Origin of the sequence: Rhodococcus sp. IEGM 1306 (genome assembly GCF_036541985.1) — a bacterium.
Lineage (GTDB): Bacteria > Actinomycetota > Actinomycetes > Mycobacteriales > Mycobacteriaceae > Rhodococcus_F > Rhodococcus_F qingshengii.
Genome location: NZ_JAZHFF010000006.1, coordinates 200,538 through 219,853, shown reverse-complemented (window position 1 = coordinate 219,853; position 19,316 = coordinate 200,538). Strand labels below are relative to the sequence as shown.

At 62.5% G+C, this 19,316-nt stretch carries 19 protein-coding genes; 14 read left to right on the top strand and 5 right to left on the bottom strand.

What is annotated here, in order from left to right:
• Positions 1–136: 136 nt before the first annotated feature.
• The 3 genes from bioB to V3587_RS19000 are packed head-to-tail and all read left to right on the top strand — an operon-like array spanning position 137 to position 1,973.
• Positions 137–1,150: a biotin synthase BioB gene (gene bioB, locus V3587_RS19010; protein ID WP_047270142.1), complete on the top strand. Its 1,014-nt coding sequence runs from the start codon at positions 137–139 to the stop codon at positions 1,148–1,150.
• On the top strand, positions 1,147–1,371 hold the full coding sequence (gene bsaP, locus V3587_RS19005) for a biotin synthase auxiliary protein BsaP (protein ID WP_003941741.1): 225 nt from the start codon (positions 1,147–1,149) through the stop codon (positions 1,369–1,371). The genes bioB and bsaP overlap by 4 nt, the downstream gene beginning before the upstream one ends.
• Positions 1,372–1,382: 11 nt before the next feature.
• Positions 1,383–1,973, top strand: a complete 591-nt coding sequence (locus V3587_RS19000; RefSeq protein WP_007733080.1) for a DUF2567 domain-containing protein — start codon at positions 1,383–1,385, stop codon at positions 1,971–1,973.
• Between the two features lie 11 nt (positions 1,974–1,984).
• On the opposite strand, the gene V3587_RS18995 is transcribed toward V3587_RS19000, so the two are convergent.
• Positions 1,985–2,815 carry an SDR family NAD(P)-dependent oxidoreductase gene (locus tag V3587_RS18995; protein WP_047270127.1) on the bottom strand — a complete coding sequence of 277 codons (831 nt, stop codon included), beginning with the start codon at positions 2,813–2,815 and terminating at the stop codon, positions 1,985–1,987.
• An 83-nt stretch (positions 2,816–2,898) separates the two neighbouring features.
• On the opposite strand from V3587_RS18995, the gene V3587_RS18990 reads away from it, so the two are divergent.
• Together V3587_RS18990 and V3587_RS18985 are read left to right on the top strand one after the other, a co-directional pair.
• Positions 2,899–3,501 carry a TetR/AcrR family transcriptional regulator gene (locus V3587_RS18990; RefSeq protein WP_007733070.1) on the top strand — a complete coding sequence of 201 codons (603 nt, stop codon included), beginning with the start codon at positions 2,899–2,901 and terminating at the stop codon, positions 3,499–3,501.
• Positions 3,502–3,610: 109 nt separating this feature from the next.
• Positions 3,611–3,943: a hypothetical protein gene (locus V3587_RS18985; protein ID WP_003941794.1), complete on the top strand. Its 333-nt coding sequence runs from the start codon at positions 3,611–3,613 to the stop codon at positions 3,941–3,943.
• A gap of 14 nt (positions 3,944–3,957) precedes the next feature.
• Here the strand turns inward: V3587_RS18985 and V3587_RS18980 are convergent, their stop codons facing one another.
• Entirely contained in the window at positions 3,958–4,686 is a 729-nt protein-coding gene (locus V3587_RS18980; RefSeq protein ID WP_007733069.1) for an NUDIX hydrolase, read from the bottom strand.
• Between the two features lie 102 nt (positions 4,687–4,788).
• On the opposite strand from V3587_RS18980, the gene nadA reads away from it, so the two are divergent.
• From nadA to nadC, 3 genes are read left to right on the top strand one after another with little or no spacing between them, the layout of a single operon-like run.
• Entirely contained in the window at positions 4,789–5,826 is a 1,038-nt protein-coding gene (gene nadA / locus V3587_RS18975; protein WP_003941702.1) for a quinolinate synthase NadA, read from the top strand.
• Positions 5,823–7,394: an L-aspartate oxidase gene (locus V3587_RS18970; RefSeq protein ID WP_003941771.1), complete on the top strand. Its 1,572-nt coding sequence runs from the start codon at positions 5,823–5,825 to the stop codon at positions 7,392–7,394. The genes nadA and V3587_RS18970 overlap by 4 nt, the downstream gene beginning before the upstream one ends.
• Positions 7,394–8,266 carry a carboxylating nicotinate-nucleotide diphosphorylase gene (nadC, locus tag V3587_RS18965; protein ID WP_003941805.1) on the top strand — a complete coding sequence of 291 codons (873 nt, stop codon included), beginning with the start codon at positions 7,394–7,396 and terminating at the stop codon, positions 8,264–8,266. Before V3587_RS18970 ends, nadC begins: the two co-directional genes overlap by 1 nt.
• 6 nt (positions 8,267–8,272) lie before the next feature.
• On the opposite strand, the gene V3587_RS18960 is transcribed toward nadC, so the two are convergent.
• Complete coding sequence (locus tag V3587_RS18960) at positions 8,273–9,181, bottom strand: LysR family transcriptional regulator (protein WP_231783449.1); 909 nt, start codon at positions 9,179–9,181, stop codon at positions 8,273–8,275.
• A gap of 71 nt (positions 9,182–9,252) precedes the next feature.
• On the opposite strand from V3587_RS18960, the gene V3587_RS18955 reads away from it, so the two are divergent.
• The 6 genes from V3587_RS18955 (at position 9,253) to V3587_RS18930 (ending at position 16,088) form a co-directional block, all read left to right on the top strand.
• Positions 9,253–10,146, top strand: coding sequence for a dihydrodipicolinate synthase family protein (locus tag V3587_RS18955; protein WP_007733060.1), 894 nt, complete (start codon positions 9,253–9,255; stop codon positions 10,144–10,146).
• Between the two features lie 48 nt (positions 10,147–10,194).
• Positions 10,195–11,511 carry an HNH endonuclease signature motif containing protein gene (locus tag V3587_RS18950; RefSeq protein WP_210377191.1) on the top strand — a complete coding sequence of 439 codons (1,317 nt, stop codon included), beginning with the start codon at positions 10,195–10,197 and terminating at the stop codon, positions 11,509–11,511.
• 123 nt (positions 11,512–11,634) lie between these two features.
• Complete coding sequence (locus V3587_RS18945) at positions 11,635–12,147, top strand: GNAT family N-acetyltransferase (protein WP_007732288.1); 513 nt, start codon at positions 11,635–11,637, stop codon at positions 12,145–12,147.
• A gap of 93 nt (positions 12,148–12,240) precedes the next feature.
• Positions 12,241–14,232: a glycosyltransferase family 39 protein gene (locus V3587_RS18940; protein WP_283377184.1), complete on the top strand. Its 1,992-nt coding sequence runs from the start codon at positions 12,241–12,243 to the stop codon at positions 14,230–14,232.
• A 34-nt stretch (positions 14,233–14,266) separates the two neighbouring features.
• Positions 14,267–15,523: a hypothetical protein gene (locus tag V3587_RS18935; protein WP_283377183.1), complete on the top strand. Its 1,257-nt coding sequence runs from the start codon at positions 14,267–14,269 to the stop codon at positions 15,521–15,523.
• Positions 15,524–15,584: 61 nt separating this feature from the next.
• Positions 15,585–16,088 (top strand): GbsR/MarR family transcriptional regulator, encoded by a 504-nt coding sequence (locus tag V3587_RS18930; protein WP_283377182.1) that lies wholly within the window; start codon positions 15,585–15,587, stop codon positions 16,086–16,088.
• 36 nt (positions 16,089–16,124) lie between these two features.
• On the opposite strand, the gene V3587_RS18925 is transcribed toward V3587_RS18930, so the two are convergent.
• Positions 16,125–17,156: an iron-siderophore ABC transporter substrate-binding protein gene (locus V3587_RS18925; protein WP_007732282.1), complete on the bottom strand. Its 1,032-nt coding sequence runs from the start codon at positions 17,154–17,156 to the stop codon at positions 16,125–16,127.
• Between the two features lie 182 nt (positions 17,157–17,338).
• Entirely contained in the window at positions 17,339–19,198 is a 1,860-nt protein-coding gene (locus V3587_RS18920; protein ID WP_030537083.1) for a DUF4012 domain-containing protein, read from the bottom strand.
• Between the last annotated feature and the right edge of the window lie 118 nt (positions 19,199–19,316).

The following is a 19,316-nucleotide window of genomic DNA, read 5'->3' as shown; positions in this document are numbered from 1 at the left end:
TGGAGCGCTTTCGATCGAATGTCGATCGGACCCGCCTTTGACAGTATTCCACCACGTCTCTAACGTGAACACCGTTCAACTTGTACGGTGTTCAATTTTGCTGGTTTCGAAGGAGACGTCTGTGACCCCGCCCCCGATTAGCACGGCCCCTGCGACGGTCGACATCCTCGACCAGGCGCGCGAGCAAGTTCTCGATAGAGGAGTTGGCCTGACCGAAAGCCAGGTGCTCGACGTACTCCGACTCGACGACGGCAGGCTCGAAGACCTGCTGGCTCTCGCCCACGATGTGCGTATGAAGTGGTGTGGACCGGAGGTCGAGGTCGAGGGCATCATCAGCCTGAAGACGGGCGGCTGCCCTGAGGACTGCCATTTCTGCTCGCAGTCCGGACTCTTCCAGTCGCCGGTTCGCGCGGCGTGGTTGGACATCCCGAGCTTGGTGGAAGCTGCCAAGCAGACTGCGAAGTCGGGCGCTACCGAGTTCTGCATCGTGGCCGCCGTCCGCGGACCCGACGCCCGGTTGCTCGCTCAGGTTGCCGCAGGCATCGAGGCGATCCGCAACGAGGTCGACATCCAGATCGCCTGCTCGCTCGGCATGCTCACCCAGGAGCAGGTCGACCAACTGGCCGCCATGGGTGTGCACCGGTACAACCACAACTTGGAAACTTCGAAGTCGCATTTCCCGAACGTCGTGACCACGCACTCGTGGGAAGAGCGGTGGAACACGCTTCGGATGGTTCGTGAAGCAGGCATGGAAGTGTGCTGCGGCGGAATCCTCGGCATGGGCGAATCCCTGGAGCAGCGCGCAGAATTCGCGGCCAACCTGGCTGAACTGGAGCCGGACGAGGTCCCGCTCAACTTCCTCAACCCGCGTCCGGGTACCCCGTTCGGTGATCTGGACGTGCTGCCCGCCAGCGAGGCGCTCAAGTCCGTGGCGGCATTCCGTCTCGCGCTGCCTCGCACGATCCTGCGCTTCGCGGGTGGACGCGAGATCACTCTCGGCGACCTGGGTGCCAAGCAGGGCATCCTCGGCGGAATCAACGCCGTGATCGTCGGCAACTATCTGACGACCCTCGGACGTCCCGCCGAGAAGGATCTGGATTTGTTGGTGGATCTGCAGATGCCGATCAAAGCACTGAACGACACTCTGTGAGCACTCCGGTGACCGAGGAGCGGTACAACCCGTTCACCGGGCGTCGGATCGTCGACGGCGTCGACGATCCGACGCCGACTGCGGCGTCGATGGGGCTCGAGCCTCCTCGCTTCTGCGAGCAGTGCGGGCGCCGCATGATCGTTCAGGTCAGCCCTGACGGATGGTGGGCGAAATGCTCCCGACACGGTGTCGTCGACTCGATCGACGTCGCCCGCAGGTAGCGTCACTCTGTGTGATCTCTCTTCGGCAGATTCGTCTGCGCACCGCGATCGTGATCGCCGCAACCATTGCGGGCGTGAGCGTGCTCGTCGGTGTGCTGTGGGCGTTCTTGGCTCCGGCCGAGCACCTGTTGGTGGTGTCCGAGGGGCGCGGCGTCGCGTTGACGGGTGAGAGCCTTCATCAGTTCGACGCGAGCGCCGTGTTCATCTGGCTGGCACTGATCGTCGGTGTGCTGTCGGCGGTGGCGGCCTGGTTGGCACGCCTGAGTCGAGGTCCTTATGCCCTGGGCGGGTTGATAGTCGGTTCAGTGGCAGGTACCGGACTGATGGCACTCGTGGGTTCGGGCGTGACAAAACTGCGTTTCCCCACGGCCGACAATCCGGCGGTCGGGGAGATCATCGCGCGGGCCCCGAACGTCGGAACTTTGCTCGTGCTTCTGTTTCAGCCGCTCGCGGCGTGCGTCGTGACATTGGTTCTTGCAGTGCTCAATCCGTACGACGACCTCGGGGTGGGGGACCACCCGGAATCCGGGGATCCGGAATCTGGGGATCCGGCCACCGACACCGAACAGGCCGAAGTCGAAAGCCAGCCGAAACTTCCGTAACTGTTGCGTCGCTACGCCGCAGAGGTCGACGAGCGCTTGGTTTCGGCTTTCATTCGCACGTCACCCAACAGTCGCCCGGAAATCAGCGCGCCCAACCGGCGGGTTGCGAAGCGAGTGCTGATCGAGGACACCCAGTTCGGCAGTCCCGATACGACGGTCGGCGGCGCGTAGCGTCGATCCAGTGCTCGGAAAGCGGTGTCCACCACCTGAGTTGCCGTCTGCATTCGCCCGACCGCCGCGTCTTCGGAGCCGACTACGTCGAAGAACTCGGTGCGCGTCGGACCGGGGCACACCGCCAATACAGTCAATCCGCTGCCGCGAGCTTCGGCCCAGAGTGCTTCGGTGAAGTTGAGTACGAACGCCTTGGACGCGCCGTAGACGGCCATGCCCGGTGTCGGCTGGAACGACGCTGTGCTGGCGATGTTGACCAGTGCTCCGCGGCCGGTGAGAAGGTCGGGCAGGAATGTGTGTGTCAGCTCGACCAGCGTGGCGATGTTGAGTTGAATTTCGGACGTGACGCGCTCGAGATCTTCGTCCACGAATGCCCCATGTGTTCCGAATCCGGCGTTGTTGATCAGCGAGTCGACGGTGATGCCACGGTTTGTCAGCTCCTGGTGCAGCGATGCACCGACGCCGGGTGCGGCCAGGTCGGCGGGCAGGACTGTCACGATGATGCCGTGGACGCCACGGAGTTCGGTGGCGAGTGCCTCGAGGCGGTCGGCCCGCCTGGCGACCAGAACCAGGTTTGCGCCGCGAGCGGCAAAGCGATGAGCGAATTCCACTCCGAGCCCAGCGCTGGCTCCGGTGATGAGGACGGTGGTTCCGGCTACGTCGATGGCCATGGTGGCTCCTTCGGTTCGGGTGATCCCAAATGTAGGCACTGACACCATAGTTGTCAATGACAACATTTTGATATGGTGCCACCATGCCCGCCCACGAACAGCCGTATCATCACGGCAGCCTGCGACAGGAACTCCTGGCGTCGGCCGAAGCAACACTCGAACGAGATGGCGTCGACAAGTTGTCGCTGAGGCAACTCGCGCGTGAGGCGGGCGTGAGCCACGCGGCTCCGGGCAAGCACTTTCGTGATCGCCAGGCTTTGCTCGATGCCTTGGCCGAAAGTGGATTCCATCGGATGACCGGTGCGCTCGAGCGGGCAGTCGCGGATGCTCCACCGACCGCGAGGGCCCGGTTCTCCTCGCTCGCCAATGCCTACGTGGATTTTGCGCTGGAGCATCCGGGCCTGCTCTCTCTGATGTACAGCAACAAGCATGCGCCGGGCGCCGCCGAAACTGTCGTCAACGCGGGGCACGCGACGATGGACCTGACCGTCCGGCTCGTGTCGGAAGCTCAGGCCGCCGGTGACATTGCCGCCGGTGATCCGGAAAGCATTGCGCTGGTTGCCTTTGCGACGTTCCACGGCGTCGCGACGCTTGCTGCGGGCGGAATGTTGGGCGACGTGCCGGTGGGCGAGGTGGTGAACGCGGCCTCGACGGTCTTCTGGGCGGGCCTTTCCAGGGCTGTCTGAGGTGGGGCGCGCAATTCCCCAGAGTTCTCACAGAACCAGCACAAGGGAAGCACAAGATTGCGGACTTACATAGGAGTCAAGAAGTTTGATTCCGAGTGGAGGTTCGGCAATGAGTGTTTCAGAGATCGCCCCCAACAGGGGAGTTGTACTTGTCACGGACATCGGATTCGAGCACGGTGCGCGCACGGCCGCCGAGTTTCTCGACGCTGGTTGGAGCGTGGCAGTCACGGCGCGGACGGTCACCGAATTGGTTCGCGTCATGGCGGGAAAACCTGCCCATCGCTTCTTTGCGATTGTCGCCGATCCGACGGATCGTTGGCAGGCCGATCGGATTCTCGATCGGGTGACGACTCGGTTCGGTGTAATCAACCGGGTCATCGATCCGGCCGGCGCCGTGACCTCGGTGTGGTTGCAACGCGGAAGTCTCGAAGCTGTTGCCTGACAGTGCGATCGGTGTCAGCTTGGCGGCCGTAGTGCGGCGAATTCGTCGGTGACCCGCAAGGTGGAGTCGGTGAAACGGTACAGGGCGGGTGGACGTCCACCCGACTTGCCGGACGGTGCGGTGTTGCCGGTGGGAGTCAGAACGCCTCGACGCCCCAGCACGCGTTGCAAGTTGGTGGCATCGACCTGGTAACCGAGGGCAGCGCAGTAGATTTCGCGCAGTGTCGACATCGCGAACTCTTCCGGGGCCAGCCCGAATGCGATGTTGGTGTACGAGAGTTTCGCGGCGAGTCGATTGCGCGCGTGCCGTACGACGGTTCCGTGGTCGAACGACATCTCCGGCAACTTCGAAACGGGGTGCCAGGCCGTGTCCGGTGGCAGTTGTGGGTCGGCGCTGAGGGGAACGAGTCCGAGGAAGGTCGACGCGATGCGGCGCGGACCCGGCACGCGCTGTGGATCACTGAAGACGGAGAGCTGTTCGAGGTGGGCGACCTTTCTTAGGTCGACCTTCTCGGCGAGGAGTCGTCGAGCGGAGGTCGTCAGGTCCTCGTCGTCGCGCAAAGTGCCCCCGGGCAGGGACCACGTGCCCTTCTGTGGGTTGAGTGCACGCTGCCACAGCAGCACGGCCAACTCTTCACGCCCTTGCGGGCAGTGATCGCCGTCACCTGCGGCGATGCTTGCGGGGAAGGTGCGAACTTGGAACACCGCTGCAAGCACTTCGTGGGTGGTGTTACTATTGGGCACGTTTTCGATCCTAAGTCGAAAACCTCGAATACGGAAATCCGGGCCAGCCCGTCCGGATTTGAACTGGGTGACGAGCCCGGGTTCACGGTGAAGGAGAACGCCATGACGACCACGACGTTATGGGAGGGATCGGCCTCGCAGATTCACGACGGCCCCGGCGGATACAACGGAGTCGAAGCGACCCCCGAGTGGGCCGCTGAGATCAAACGTCTGGCTCGCGAACGCGGCGCGACGATTCTTGCGCACAACTACCAGCTGCCTGCGATTCAGGACGTCGCCGATCATGTCGGTGACTCCCTGGCGCTGTCACGAATCGCTGCCGAGGCGCCCGAGGACACGATTGTCTTCTGCGGTGTGCACTTCATGGCCGAGACCGCGAAGATCCTGTCGCCGTCCAAGACCGTGCTGATCCCGGACGAGCGAGCCGGCTGCTCTCTGGCCGACTCGATCAATGCCGAGCAGCTTCGTGAGTGGAAGGCCGACAACCCGAACGCGCTGGTGGTGTCGTACGTGAACACAACCGCAGAGGTGAAGGGTCTCACCGACATCTGCTGCACCTCGTCCAATGCCGTCGACGTGGTCAACTCGATCGATCCCGACCGCGAGGTTCTGTTCCTGCCGGACCAGTTCCTGGGAGCTCACGTCAAGCGCGTGACGGGCCGTACCAACATGCAGATCTGGGCTGGTGAGTGCCACGTGCACGCCGGCATCAACGGTGACGAGCTGACGGCCAAGTCCAAGTCGCACCCGGACGCCGAGCTGTTCGTGCACCCTGAATGTGGTTGCGCTACTTCGGCTCTGTACCTAGCCGGTGAAGGCGCGGTCCCCGCGGACAAGGTCAAGATTCTCTCCACCGGCGGAATGCTCGACGCGGCCCGCGTCACCAAGAGCAAGCAGGTTCTGGTCGCGACCGAGATCGGGATGCTGCACCAGTTGCGCAAGGCAGCGCCCGACGTCGATTTCCAGGCCGTCAACGACCGCGCGTCGTGCCCGTACATGAAGATGATCACGCCTGCCGCGTTGCTTCGCTGCCTTCTCGAGGGCAAGGACGAGGTCCACGTCGATCTCGAGATGGCCAAGCGTGCACAGAAGTCGGTGCAGCGCATGATCGAGATCGGTAATCCGGGCGGCGGCGAGTGACCAGCCCTGCCGGGCGTTTCGCCTGGGAGGCTCATGCCGACCTGGTCGTCGTGGGAGGCGGTGTCGCGGGCCTCACCGCTGCGCGCACCGCTTCCCTGCGGGGACTGAAAGTACTCACGGTCAGCAAGGGCGGTCCGACGGACACCGCGACTCAGTACGCGCAGGGCGGCATCGCGGTCGTCGACGATCTGAATACGGATTCCGTCGAGTCGCACGTTTCGGATACGTGTGAGGCCGGCGTCGGTTTGTGCGACGAGGAAGCCGTCTATTCCATCGTCGAAGCTGGTCACGACGCTGTTGCTGCGCTGGCCGCGTTGGGAGCGGTCTTCGATCGCGGGCGAGACGGCGAGGTGTCGCGCACCCGCGAGGGTGGGCACAGCACGCGTCGGATCATCCATGCCGGCGGCGACGCCACTGGCGCGGAAGTGCAGCGGGCTCTCAATGCTGCCGGGCTCCCCGTTCTGTTCGGTGCAGCGGCAGTCCAGGTGGTGACCAACCGGCGTGGGGTGTGCGGACTCATCGTCTCCTCGCCGGAAGGCCTCGGAGTGATCCATGCGCCCGCGGTGCTGCTCGCTACCGGCGGACTCGGTCAGCTGTATGCCTGCAGCACAAATCCGCCCGGAGCGACTGCCGACGGAATCGCGTTGGCACTCGAAGCCGGTGCGGCGATTGCGGACCTGGAGTTCGTTCAGTTCCATCCGACGGTGCTCTTCACTCCGGGCGGGGTAGGCCGCCGACCCCTGATCAGTGAGGCGGTCCGCGGCGAGGGCGCGATTCTTGTCGACACCAACGGTGATTCGGTCACCGCAGGTGTTCATCCGCTGGGTGATCTCGCCCCGCGTGACGTGGTCTCGAGGGCAATCGCAGCACGCCTACGCGATCTCGGCACTGATCACGTCTATCTCGACGCTCGCAAGCTCGACGGTTTCGATTCGAGATTCCCGACCATCACGGCGTCCTGCCTCGAAGCGGGCATCGATCCACGCACCCAATTAATTCCGGTCGCGCCGGCCGCGCACTATTCGTGCGGCGGAGTCGCCACCGACGTCCATGGACGAACGGGAGTGCCTGGTCTCTACGCAGCAGGCGAAGTGGCTCGCACGGGATTGCACGGCGCGAATCGTCTTGCGTCCAACAGCCTTCTCGAGGGTTTGGTAGTCGGGGAGCGTGCAGGAATCGCAGCTGCCGAGCGTCGCGAGGTTCATGCCGAAGTGGTCAACGTGGTGCGCAAGCCGATGCCGATCCTGCCGCGAGAGACCGTGCAGTCCGTCATGACGGCACACGCGTCGGTGGTTCGCGACGGAGGCGGTCTCCAGATTGCGCGAGCCGCGCTTGCCGACGCCGAACAGACAGTGGCGGTGGCTGCTCCGGACCTCGAAGACGCGGCGCTCACGTTGACCGCGACTGCATTGGTCGACGTGGCCGTGGCGCGAACCGAGAGCCGTGGCTGCCATACCCGCACCGACTATCCTGAAACAGATCCGAATCAGCGTCGCAGCACTCGGATCAAGATGGGTGCCGATGGAGCGCTCGAAATACCCGACATGTTGTTGACAGGAGTTCATTGATGACCGAGCAGAAGATCCTGCCCGCGCCGCTCGACCGTGACGAGCTGCTCACATTGGTCAGGCTCGCTCTGGACGAGGATCTGCGCTATGGCCCCGACATCACTTCTACCGCAACGGTTCCCGCCGATGCGGTCGCGAAGGCGTCGGTCGTCTCACGCTCCTCGGGTACTGTCGCCGGCATCGACGTCGGACTGCTTGTTCTCGACGAGGTGATCGGCGCGGGTAACTACGAGGTCGTTGATCGGGTGGCCGACGGAACTCGGGTTGCGCCAGGTCAATCGGTGCTCACCGTTGTCGCGCCCACCCGCGGACTTCTCACGGCAGAGCGCACGATGCTCAACCTCGTCTGCCATCTCTCGGGAATCGCCACGGCGACATCACAGTGGGTCGACGCCATCGCCGGCACTCATGCCAAAGTGCGGGACAGCCGAAAGACACTGCCCGGACTGCGTTCTCTGCAGAAATATGCAGTCCACGTGGGCGGAGGCGTCAACCACCGTATGGGATTGGGTGACGCGGCGTTGATCAAGGACAACCATGTTGCTGCTGCCGGTTCGGTGGTCGCAGCACTTCGTGCGGTCCGTGAGCTCGCCCCGGACATCGAGTGCGAAGTTGAGGTCGACAACCTCACTCAGCTCGATCAGGTGCTGGCGGAGAACGTGGAACTTGTTCTGCTGGACAACTTCCCGCTGTGGCAGACGCAGATCGCGGTCCAGCGCCGAGACGCTGTTGCTCCAGAAACCAAACTCGAGTCATCCGGTGGTCTCACCATCGACGTTGCCGCAGAGTACGCCCGAACCGGCGTCGACTACCTCGCTGTAGGTGCCTTGACACACTCGGTGACGGTCCTCGACCTCGGGCTCGACATGTAGGTGCCGCTATTGCTCGGCGTCCAGCAGTTGTGGGACGGCCGAGCGAAGCGCGTTTGTCACGGTTGCGACCGCCGGGTGAGCGTCGGAGCCCGCTCGGTGTGCAATCTTGGTCCTTCGTCGAATGGGCATCGGCGTCAGGCGCACACCTAGCGGCGGATGGATTGCTCCGAGTTCAGGAACCAGCGAAACACCCTGTCCCGCAGCGACGAGGGCGAGAACGGTGGCGAATTCGTCGATGTGGTGTCGCACTTTCGGGGTGAATCCAGCTGCCTGGCATGCGCGAATAGTCATTGCATGACAAGCAGTTCCGGGAATTGCGGTAATCCAGGGACGTTCTACGCAGTCGGTCAGCGATGCGACAGCGTCGTGGGGATCTGACTCGATGTCACTAGATGCGAGGTACACGGCTTCGCTGCACAGCGGCAATGTCGTCAGGCCCGGTTCGGTGGGGCGAGGGACGAAGTCGTAGTCGTGAATCAACGCCAAGTCCAGAGTCCCAGCTCGTAGGTCGTCGGCGACGTCCGCCGGGTCGATCTCCGAAACCATCGGTTCCAACCCGGGATGCTCGCGAGACAGGGCGATCAATGCCGCCGGGAGGATCGCCCGTGCCGCGGTCGGGAACGTTCCGATGCGCAGCGGCCCCGCCAGTCCACGACGTGCGTCGACCAATTCACCTGACGCCTGCTCCAGGCGTTGCAGGATGGCTTCGGTATGACGTGCGAGGTTCTCACCGGCGGGTGTGAGTCGGACGCGACGGCCTGTTCGTTCCAGCAGCGGCACGCCGGCTTCACGTTCGAGGACGGCCAACTGCTGCGACACCGCGGAGGGACTGAACGACAGCGCCTCGGCAACGGCAACGATGGTTCCGCGCAGCGCTAGTTCGCGCAAGAGCTTCAGTCGGCGAACATCGAGCATCAGCTCAGCTTACGCTCGACGATGGAAATGCGAACTAGACCTACAAGGTTTGTTCGGTGAGGCTGAGTTCTATGACTACGACTCGAGTTGACCTGGCCGGAATCCATGTTCCACTGATCACGCCCTTCGAGAGCGACGGTCGTATTGCAATCGGTGCACTCGAACAGCTTGCGCACCAGGTCCTCTCCGAGGGTGCGGTCGGACTCGTTGCGCTGGGGACTACAGCGGAAGCCGCAACACTCACCGAGCAGGAGAGAGTGACCGTTCTGGATATCTGTGCGAATGTGTGCCGTGCGAGAGGCGCGACGTTGATCGTCGGCGCGGGCAGTAACGACACGGCGGGCAGTGCGCAGGCGCTCGGGAGGCTGGCTCGGTGGCCTGAGGTCTCGGCGGCCTTGGTGCCGGTTCCCTCCTTCACGAGGCCGTCGAAAGCCGGTGTGGTGGCGCATTTCGCGCATCTGCAGTCGTCGAGCCCAGTGCCGCTGATCGTCTATCACGTGCCGTACCGAACTGCGTGCGATCTGGACAGCGGCACTATGCAGGAGGTGGGTACTTTGCCCGGGGTTGTTGGTGTGAAGTATGCCGCGGGCGGTATCGACGCAGCTGCCGTCGAACTCTTCGCGGATCTTCCAGGCGACTTCGCCGTACTGGCGGGGGATGATCTGTTTCTCGCGCCTCTTCTGGCCTTGGGTGCGGCCGGTGGCATCTTGGCGTCCGCTCATGTGTCGACCGCTGAGTTCGTCCGCTTGGTAAAAGCTTGGGACAGTGGCGATGTGGACGGCGCCCGTGACCTCGGGCGGAGTTTGTCGAAGCTGTCCGGAGCTCTGTTTTCCGAACCGAACCCGACTGTGATCAAGGGCGTATTGCATGCGTTGGGACAGATTCCGACTCCCAATGTGCGACTGCCGTTGCTACCTGCGGGTGACGAATCGGTAGCGCGGGCGCTCGAGGTCTACCACTCTTGACTCGAACGGGTGTTCGAGTATGATTTGGGGAGGGGATCGGGGGATTCAATGAGCGTCTTGTTGTCGGATGTGGTGTCTGGTTCTGCGGTGGGGTTACGCGGACGGTTGTGGCAGTTGTCTGCTGCCGAGTTGCGCGCTGCTGCGGTGTCGGCGAGTGCGGAGATTCTGCGTCTCGAAGCTGTGCGTGTGGCGGTGGTGGACGAGTTGTCGTTGCGCCCGGATGATCAGGTGATTGCGAGCCGCGGGGTGGGTGCGTGGTTGGCGGCGAACACGATGTTGCAGGTTCGGGACGGGAAGAAGATCGCCGCGTTGGGTGCGGCTTTGCGGCCGTTTCCGGCGGTGGCTGCTCGGTTCGATGGCGGGGACTGTTCGTTCGATCATGCCGTGTTGATCGTGGCGTTCTGTGAATCACCACCGAAAGGCATGCCGGAGGAGGCGCTACCGAAGTGCATCGATTTGTTGTTGGCGGCTGCGTCGGGTGTGGAAGCGACGACGACGAAAGTGCGGAACGTGATCGCGACCTTGGAGCGGTTGTTCGAATCAGATGAGATCCCGCCCGCCGAGGATGTCGATCTCAACGAGTTGCGGATCGCCTCGACATTGAACGGTCGAGTGGTGGTGCGCGGCGATTTCGATGCCCTGACCGGTGAAATGCTGTTGTCGGCGTTGTCGAATCTGACGATGCCGACCCCGGCACCGGATGGGACGCCGGATGCTCGGTCGGCGGCGAAACGCACGGCGGACGGGTTCACCGAACTGATCCGCCGCTATCTGGACTGCGCCAAGACCGGTACCGATGGTGGTCAGCGTCCGCACGTGAACGTGCACATCAACGCTCGGGATCTGGCGGAGCATCGGGATTGCGCCGCGTCGCCTTCTGATGTGGACGACGAAGGCTCACACGATCTGGACTTGTCGGATCTCGATGTCGGGCACATGCCCTGGCTCGGACCGCTGTCGGTGTCGCAGACCAGGCTTCTCGGGTGCGATTGTTTCCTCTCGACCGTTCTGCTCGACGATCACGGCGCGCCGCTCGATGCGAAACCCGGGAAACGGTTGGTGACCGCTGAACAGCGAGTGGCGTTGATCGCCCGGGACAAGGGCTGCGCGTTCCCGGGTTGCACATGTGTGCCCGCCTGGACGGATGCGCACCATATTCGGCACTGGGCGAACGGCGGGCCGACGGTGATGAACAACCTGGTCCTGCTGTGCCGTTCACATCACCGGTTGATGCACCGCAAATCAGAGTTCGTCGGGAAGTGGGTGATCCGGATCGGGGTCGACAACAAACCGTGGTTCATCCCGCCGCCCTCGATCGACCCCGGCCAGCACCCGCGACCGGCCAACACCACATTCAAAACCTGACTGAGTGGTGACACCCGTTCAGGCGCACAACTTCACGCCGATAGGCTTCAACTCGGAGATACACCCGGGTTGGGGCCTGGAGGCCGTGTTGTTGTGAACGGCTGCAGATATGGGGGAGGTCATATGGTTGTCGACGTTGTGCAAGCGGTCGAGACCGATGGGCCGGAGATTCTGGCGCTGCGGCACGCGGCAGAAGACTGGTTGGCAGAACGCGGAATCATCCAGTGGCGCCCGCGTGAAGTGTCTGTCGAGCAGGTCGAGCAGCAGATTTCGAGAGGGGAGTTCTTTGTTGCGCGAGACCGGGAGCAGTCGAGGATTGTCGGCGCCCTGCGGTTGATCTGGTCGGACCCTGTGGTCTGGCCCGATTCGAACGAGCGTGCTGGTTACGTGCACGGATTGGTCATCGATCGAGAATTCTCGGGCACCTCGTTGGGCGAACGCTTACTCGTCTGGGCCCATCGACGGTCCGCGCAGGAGAACGCGCAGTACCTGCGGCTCGATTGTGTAGAAACCAACGTGCGGTTGCGCCGCTATTACCGAGACGCGGGTTTCGCCGAGGTAGGGCGTCGTGACTTCGGAGACGATGCCGACAACGGTTGGTTCAGCGTCGTGCTATTCGAGCGCTCCCTGACCTGAGCCATTCACAGCAACTTTCCAGCCGGCTCCCAGTGCCGCCAGGGTTGGAGACGCGATCGTTGGCAGGACAGTAACTCGTGAAGGGACTTCCTGATGACCGCCGTTCTGCATCCGGCCCCGCGTCAGCGGCCGGCACCAACTGCCCATCGCGCGGAGCCCTCGCCGTCGTGGTTCCGCACGCGCAGTACAGGATTGGCGCTGACGATCCTGTTGGCAACAACGGCAGTCCTGTATTTTTGGAATCTGACCGCGAGTGGCTACGCCAACACCTTCTACGCTGCAGCGGCGCAGGCCGGCTCCCAGAATTGGAAAGCGTGGTTCTTCGGGTCCCTCGATACCTCGAATTTCATCACGGTCGACAAACCGCCCGCTTCATTGTGGGTCATGGGTGTGTCCGGGCGAATCTTCGGATTTTCGAGTGCCAGCCTTCTAGTTCCGCAGGCATTGATGGGCATCGGATCAGTTGCGCTTGTATACGCGGCCGTCAAACGAGTGGCGTCGCCCGCTGCGGGTTTGGTGGCGGGAGCTGTTTTGGCAGCTACGCCCGCTGCCGCCCTGATGTTCAAGTTCGACAATCCTGATGCACTGTTGGTTCTGCTCATGACTCTCGCCGGCTACTTCGTTATTCGCGCCATGTGCACGGCGATAGGTCGTCGAGCCGCTATGTGGGTGGCGCTCGCAGGAGTAGCGCTGGGGTTTGCCTTTCTCACCAAGATGCTGCAAGGGCTGATGGTGTTGCCTGCATTTGGTGCCGCGTATTTGATCGCCGGACAGGTGCGCTTGCGGACTCGCCTGGCCCACCTGGTCATCGGTGCTGCGTCCGTTGTCATATCGGCTGGGTGGTGGGTGTTGGCAGTGTGGCTGTGGCCCGCTGATTCTCGCCCGTACATCGGCGGATCGACCAACAACAGCGTCATGGACTTGGTAATGGGATACAACGGATTGGGTCGACTTTTCGGGAGCACCGGTGGCGGTGGCGGAATGGCCGGTGGCAGTGCGGGTTCGAGCTTCGGGGGGAGTACCGGACTGGAGCGGCTGTTCGGCAGCGAGATGGGTATCCAGATTTCCTGGCTGATACCTGCGGCACTGATCGCAGTGGTGTTCGGACTGCTCGCTCGGGGACGCGCACCGCGCACAGATCTTGTCCGTGCGTCGTTGATCCTTTGGGGTGGTTGGTTTCTCGTTACCGGCCTGATCTTCAGCTATATGTCCGGCACGATCCACCCCTATTACACAGTTGCGCTGGCGCCCGCCGTCGCGGGGATGATCGGGACCGGTGGATACGCTCTGTGGTTGGTCCGTGCCCGTTGGATCGGACGTTGCGGGTTGGCTGCGACGATGCTGGCCGCAGGAATCTGGAGCTGGGTGTTGTTGCACCGCAATGCCGACTGGCTGCCGATGCTGAAGTGGATTCTGTTGGCGGGCACTGTCGTCGGCGCGATTTTGGTTTTAGTGGGAGCCAAGGATCGATTCCGCAAGCTCGCTGTCGCTGGATTGATTCTTGGATCGTTGGCAGGGATAACCGGTTCTGCGTCTTACGCGATTGCCACTGCCGCAACAGCGCACGGCGGATCCATCCCGACGGCCGGACCAACCGGCGCCGTGTCCGACTCCGGAATGGGCGGGGGAGGAGGTATGGGTGGGGGCCCAGAGCTGCAAAACGGTGACGCTCCGCCGAATTCTTCTGACGCGACTGTAAATCCGGCGTCGAACGGGCAAGAACTGAGTAGCGGCAGTGAAAGTACTTCCGAGTTGACGGGAATGCTGGTCAATGCGGGCACCACGTGGTCGGCCGCGACCAACGGCTCGCAAAGCGCAGCAACCTACGAGTTGGCCAGCAATACCGCGGTGATGGCGATCGGCGGTTGGAGTTCCGATCCCGCACCGACATTGGATCAATTCATCCAGTACGTGGCAGACGGAAAAATTCACTACTACATTGCCGGTGGCCAGGGCGGAAGCCAGCGAGAGGGCCAAAGCGGGGACAGCACGTCGAGTGTCATCCAGGAATGGGTCGAAGCGAATTTCACGTCGACAACGGTGGGAAATTCCACGATCTACGACCTCAGCGGGTATGTCGGATAGCGACGTAGTTGTTGTGGTAGGCAATGATCGAGAAATGTCTGGGCGCACCGCACACGAGTCGAACCGTCGCCGCGAGCAATGGACCTGGCGTGACGGGCTGGTGATCGTCTCGATCGTCGCCTTGGGAACTGTTGTCGCGGCGGTGACGAACGAAGACACGGGCGCGTCGATTCCCGGCTGCGATTCGGTGGCATCGCCGGGTCCGCCGGTGCGTATCAACTACGGTTTTGCCGGTGAGCCCGGCTATGACGACCCGGACTATCCATGGTTCTCGGGACCGAAGGCCACCGCCATGAGCGACGCACTACTCGAATCGCTGCCTTCCGATGTCGACGTTGCATTTGCGAGTCCATCGAAATCGCTCGAGTTTGCGCCGATCCAGAATTACCGGGGTGCCTCGTTTCCTGACGGGGTCGACCCGATCGAGTTCAGCGGTTCTACGTCGGCGAAGGGAACCTTGACTCGCGTCGGGCGGACTGCGGATATCTCGGTTCAGGTGCGTGCATGGGATCAGCCGGTGCCGCCGTGCTTGGAGGGTCTGGTGGATCGGCGGGAGCATCTCGAAAACGGAACAGTGCTCGACATCGCCGATTTCGAGGACAGAGCCGATTTCGAAGACACAGACGGTTCGGAAGTCGGGGGCGAGCGCGGAGTCGTCGCGTATCTCGGTGATGGATCCCGGGTTGTTGCCAGCGTCGACACGTCGACTGGAACTTCGTCGGATGCTTCCCCGCTCTTGACGATGGACGAACTGATCGCGTTAGCGACCGCGCCGGGGCTTGCGGTGACTGCGCCGGTTCCAGACTCGACGCCGCCGCCGATGGCATCCTGCTACACCGATTCTGTGAATGCCGGTCCACCTGCGTCGCGCATGGATATCGACCGACTGAATCAGTTGCTCGATGCACGTTGGAAGGATCTCGGCGCGGCAGGCATCACTTTGGAGCGCCCGCTCGGTTCGTTGGTTCCAGATGATTACGGACAGGGAGGAGTGTGCGAGCGGATCGTCGCCTCGACAGCGGACGGCAGCAGCGATGTCGAAATATCAGTTGGTACCGCTGTGCCGGAACCGGGTGAGACACTGACGTTGCCAGGCTCCACCACCGTGACTCGCCTGGTCGATCCCGATGGCTCGGGCGATGACACGGTCCGGGTTGTTCACCCCTCCGGCGAAACAGTAGTGGTGACCCAGTTCGTGACATCGGCTGGCTCCACATCGGCGTCGCCTTTGACAATCGAACAGCTCGAGTTCATCGCAACCACTCCAGGGCTGGTGATTTCGGCTCGGTGACGGTGGTGCTGGCACAATAGTGGCGAATTGTTCGTACCCAGAGACGTCGGAGGCTCAACGAATGGGCGATGCCAGCCCTGCTCGCGGTGACGATTTCTCCACCTGGTTCATCGACCAGTTCTCCGTGTACTGGCAGTCCGGCGGTGGGGCCCGCATCGAAGGACGTATTGCGGGCTATCTGTTGATCAGCGAGTCGCCAGGGGTCAGCGCCGAAGAGTTGGCGCAGGTACTCGGAGCAAGTCGCGGATCGGTGTCCACCTACATTCGTCGGTTGATCGACCGGGGGTTCGTCAAGCTCACGCGCAAGCCTCGGGATCGGACTCACTACTACGTCATGGATTCCGACGTGTGGGGCGGATTCCTCGAAACAGAGCACGTATATCTCGAGAATCAACGCAAGCTTGCGACCGAGGCCCTGCAGTACGCAAACCCCAACGGTCCCGCGTACATTCGTGTGCTCAACATGCGCGATTACATGGGGTGGATCATCGACAATCGCATGCTGAGCAGTGAGTGGATGCGATTCAAAGCTGAACGCGACGGCAAGAAACCCGCGTCCGAATAGGACGCGGGTTTCTCGATCGCACGATGCTGATCTACATCACTTGTTCAGCTTCGCGATTGCCTCGTCGATCATCGGCACGTAGCGCTCGAGCGACCAGGGCACGGTCAGAGGGTTGATCATCGAGGAACCGGTGACGAAGGGCTGTTCGGTCGGAGCGATGACAGTTCCCCGAGCCACAGCGGGGATTGCCTGGTAAGCGGGCTGCGCTTCGATCTCGGCCCGGTTGGCCGGGTCCGAGTAGAAGGTGAAGAGCAGGTCGGACTTGTCGAGGAGGTTTGCGTTCTCGAGGCCGATGACGGCGGAGTCTGTTCCTTCAGATTCCGTCAAGGTGTAGACGACGGGATCCACCTGCAGGCCAAGTGCGCGGACCATGGCCACACGCTGCTCTTCGGCGAAAAAGACGCCGAGGGTTCCTGGGCCCGTGTTGTAGATGAAGGAGAAGCTGACGTCGGCGTAGTTCGGATGTGCTGCAGTCGATTCCGCGAACTGCGACTTGATCTTGTCGATTTCGGCTGTCGCCTTCTCGGATTCGCCCATGGCTTTGCCGATGACGTTGATCTGGTCTTCCCACGTGATGGTCCAGGGGCTCTCGGCGTAGGCGACGGTCGGCGCGAACGCGTTGAGTGAGTCGAACTGCTGCTGTGTGATGCCGGACCACGGGGCGAGGATCAGGTCGGGTTCGAGAGCGATGATCGCCTCGATGTTGAGATCGGTTCCGCCGGTGAACTGCTCTGGCAGTTCGCCACCTTGCTTCGTGACCGCTTCGTGGACCCACGGCAGATACCCGGTGTCGTCGCTGCCCCATGCGTACTTTTCGACGCCGACGGGGATCGTGCCGAGCGCGATTACGGTCTCCGCCGACCCCATGCCGAGAGTCACGATTCGCTCGGGCTTTTCGGTGATGACGGCGTTTCCGAGCGCACTTTCGATGGTGACGGTTTCGAAGTCGCTGCTGCTCGATTCGGTTGCGGTGTCGTTGTTACTGCATCCGCCGATTACCAGGGCGGCAATGACCAATCCACTCAGCGCCACAGTTCGGCGAAGTGAGCGCACACGGGCGTATCGCATGGGGAACCTTCCGTTGTCGATGCGCCGAGGAGTGAGACTCCGACGGATCGCAGCCGACGGCCGGTTCCAGGCGCGTCAGGAAGCATAGGCTAGCCTTCGCCAAAGTTTCAAATCTGCTGAAAGTTCACGAGCCCGACAAACGGCGACATGCCAGGGGCCTCGTCGACGTTTGCCGGTCAAGCTCAGCAGGTAGGCACGTCGACGGTAATCTTCGGGTCGTCGACCAGCGGCTGGACCGGTACGCGAGCTTCGCCCTCGGCTGTGGGCTCGGTCAGATCGAACTTCAGCTCAACCGTCTGGCCTCGCGGAATGACGGCCCTGGTCATGTAGGCCGGGTGACCCTGTTCGGTTCCGTTGACGGCAAACGAAATCTGTCCACCCACGGAGACGGCATCGAGTTTGGCGCCGGCTGTCGCAAGCAGAGTGACTGCAGCCACATTGGTGCCATTGGGCAGTCGTCCGGGGTTGTCGACGATCCCGCTGACATATTCGGTCAGGTCGGCGTCGGGCGCGTTGTTGGTCAGTCGAACGGTGACCGTTGTCTTTCGGGTGTCGCCGGTGCACGTCTGGGCTGTGTAGTCGATTTCTCGTGTGAGGTAGTAGTCGAGCTTGTTGCCGGCTTGGTTGTTGATCACCACACCGGCGTACGGAGCGGCATCATCGGGAATGGTGTGCCCGAGGACCGTGTCGGCAAGAACCGATTGTTCGTCGGGGTGAGAGCTCCACACTGCGATTCTGCCCTCGCTGACACCTCTGCCCAGAGCCTCCAGTAATGCGCTCGGCGACTTGATGTTCCCGGTCATCTTCGCCACGACACGGGCCGCGATTGTCTGCAGATACTGCTTTCGTGCCTTGTTGTCGGAGGGAAAGCGTGCGTACGCGGTCGACTCGGTCAACTCAACGACGTTGTCGGCGGTGACCGACTCTCCGTCCGGCATCTCTACTGGTCCCACCGCCTCGAGGAGGTAACTCAGTGCTATCGGATCGGTCGCTATCGCGCCGTCGACCAGCTCACCCCCGGACTCCTGTGACCACAGGGACTGCCAGATCTGCGCTGCGTAGGGAAAGTGCGAGCTGAGGTTGCTGTTGCGAAAATCGGTGGTCGGTCGACTGTTTCCGTACAGCTGGTTGAAGTCAGGACCAAGGTCTATCGGTTGATTGTCCAGTGTTAGTTCGGAGTTGGGGGAGAGTGTGTCCACCCGAGCGGCGCCGTTGTCGACTCGGACGATGCCGTATCCACCCAACAGGCCGCCGGTTCCTCGCGCTTCCGCATTGGTCTGGAAACCGATGAAGTAGTTGCGCGGTCCGTCGGTGCCGAGCATCGCCGGTGCGATGCGCGCCGCGGTGGCGGTGTTCGTCAGGAGGGTAGCCAGTTCGCTTGTCTGCGACTGTAATTCTGCTCTGGCATCGTTAACTCGGCCCAGGTACTTCGATTCGGGAACTTCCTGTGCCTGCGACGACAGCAATTCCGCGGCGATAGCTGTTTCGGCCAGTTTCGGTTCCGCTTCGCGTAACGGTGCGAGTGCCAAGCGCCCACCGGGCTGCACCAATTCCGTTGGTGCGAGTGAAGTTCCGGTAGTCACGGCAGGGCCGAGAACGTCACGCGTAAGCCCCTGAACGACCTCGGTCATCTGGCGCGTCGACTCGAACGGCGACCCGATGACGGGAATTGCGGCGGTGATGTTCCAGGGGAGTGAATGGGTGTTGTCGTATGCGGCCGATGCTTCGCGATCGGCTTCCGCCGCGGCAGACTCTGCGACTCCCGTATCTCCGGCCAGGAGAGCGCTCTTCGCCGACTGTGCGTGGTCGCGAGCCGCCTCCAGGTTGTCTTTCGCTTCGTATGCCGTGTACCCGAGCCATGCCACGAAACCGCCCACTACCAGCGTCGTTGCGGTGATCGCGACTGCCGTTCTACGGCTTCGGAGAAAAGCGGCCGCCCCCTTGGTTTCGCGCTCCGGGCCCCTCGGTGGGATGGTGTTGGAGCCGCTCGGTTCAGCCCCGGAATCGTCGTCGGACTTTGGTCCCACCGTGTCGTTGTTCATCCGCTGAAGCTCCTGACGTTTGAGTGCGTGAAAGCTGCGTCGACATGTCTAGCAGTGTTGGCCCAGTGGTGAAAACTTAGACGAGACAGTAGGGTTCGGTTCGGCCGTTCGTGGTGTT

Coding starts and splice junctions, on each gene's coding strand:
- V3587_RS18995 (WP_047270127.1), bottom strand. CDS start 2,815: ATGGCCATCGACGTAGCCGGAACCACCGTCCTCATCACCGGAGCCAGC.
- V3587_RS18990 (WP_007733070.1), top strand. CDS start 2,899: ATGCCCGCCCACGAACAGCCGTATCATCACGGCAGCCTGCGACAGGAA.
- V3587_RS18985 (WP_003941794.1), top strand. CDS start 3,611: ATGAGTGTTTCAGAGATCGCCCCCAACAGGGGAGTTGTACTTGTCACG.
- nadA (WP_003941702.1), top strand. CDS start 4,789: ATGACGACCACGACGTTATGGGAGGGATCGGCCTCGCAGATTCACGAC.
- nadC (WP_003941805.1), top strand. CDS start 7,394: ATGACCGAGCAGAAGATCCTGCCCGCGCCGCTCGACCGTGACGAGCTG.
- V3587_RS18960 (WP_231783449.1), bottom strand. CDS start 9,181: ATGCTCGATGTTCGCCGACTGAAGCTCTTGCGCGAACTAGCGCTGCGC.
- V3587_RS18955 (WP_007733060.1), top strand. CDS start 9,253: ATGACTACGACTCGAGTTGACCTGGCCGGAATCCATGTTCCACTGATC.
- V3587_RS18950 (WP_210377191.1), top strand. CDS start 10,195: ATGAGCGTCTTGTTGTCGGATGTGGTGTCTGGTTCTGCGGTGGGGTTA.
- V3587_RS18945 (WP_007732288.1), top strand. CDS start 11,635: ATGGTTGTCGACGTTGTGCAAGCGGTCGAGACCGATGGGCCGGAGATT.
- V3587_RS18940 (WP_283377184.1), top strand. CDS start 12,241: ATGACCGCCGTTCTGCATCCGGCCCCGCGTCAGCGGCCGGCACCAACT.
- V3587_RS18935 (WP_283377183.1), top strand. CDS start 14,267: ATGTCTGGGCGCACCGCACACGAGTCGAACCGTCGCCGCGAGCAATGG.
- V3587_RS18930 (WP_283377182.1), top strand. CDS start 15,585: ATGGGCGATGCCAGCCCTGCTCGCGGTGACGATTTCTCCACCTGGTTC.
- V3587_RS18925 (WP_007732282.1), bottom strand. CDS start 17,156: ATGCGATACGCCCGTGTGCGCTCACTTCGCCGAACTGTGGCGCTGAGT.
- V3587_RS18920 (WP_030537083.1), bottom strand. CDS start 19,198: ATGAACAACGACACGGTGGGACCAAAGTCCGACGACGATTCCGGGGCT.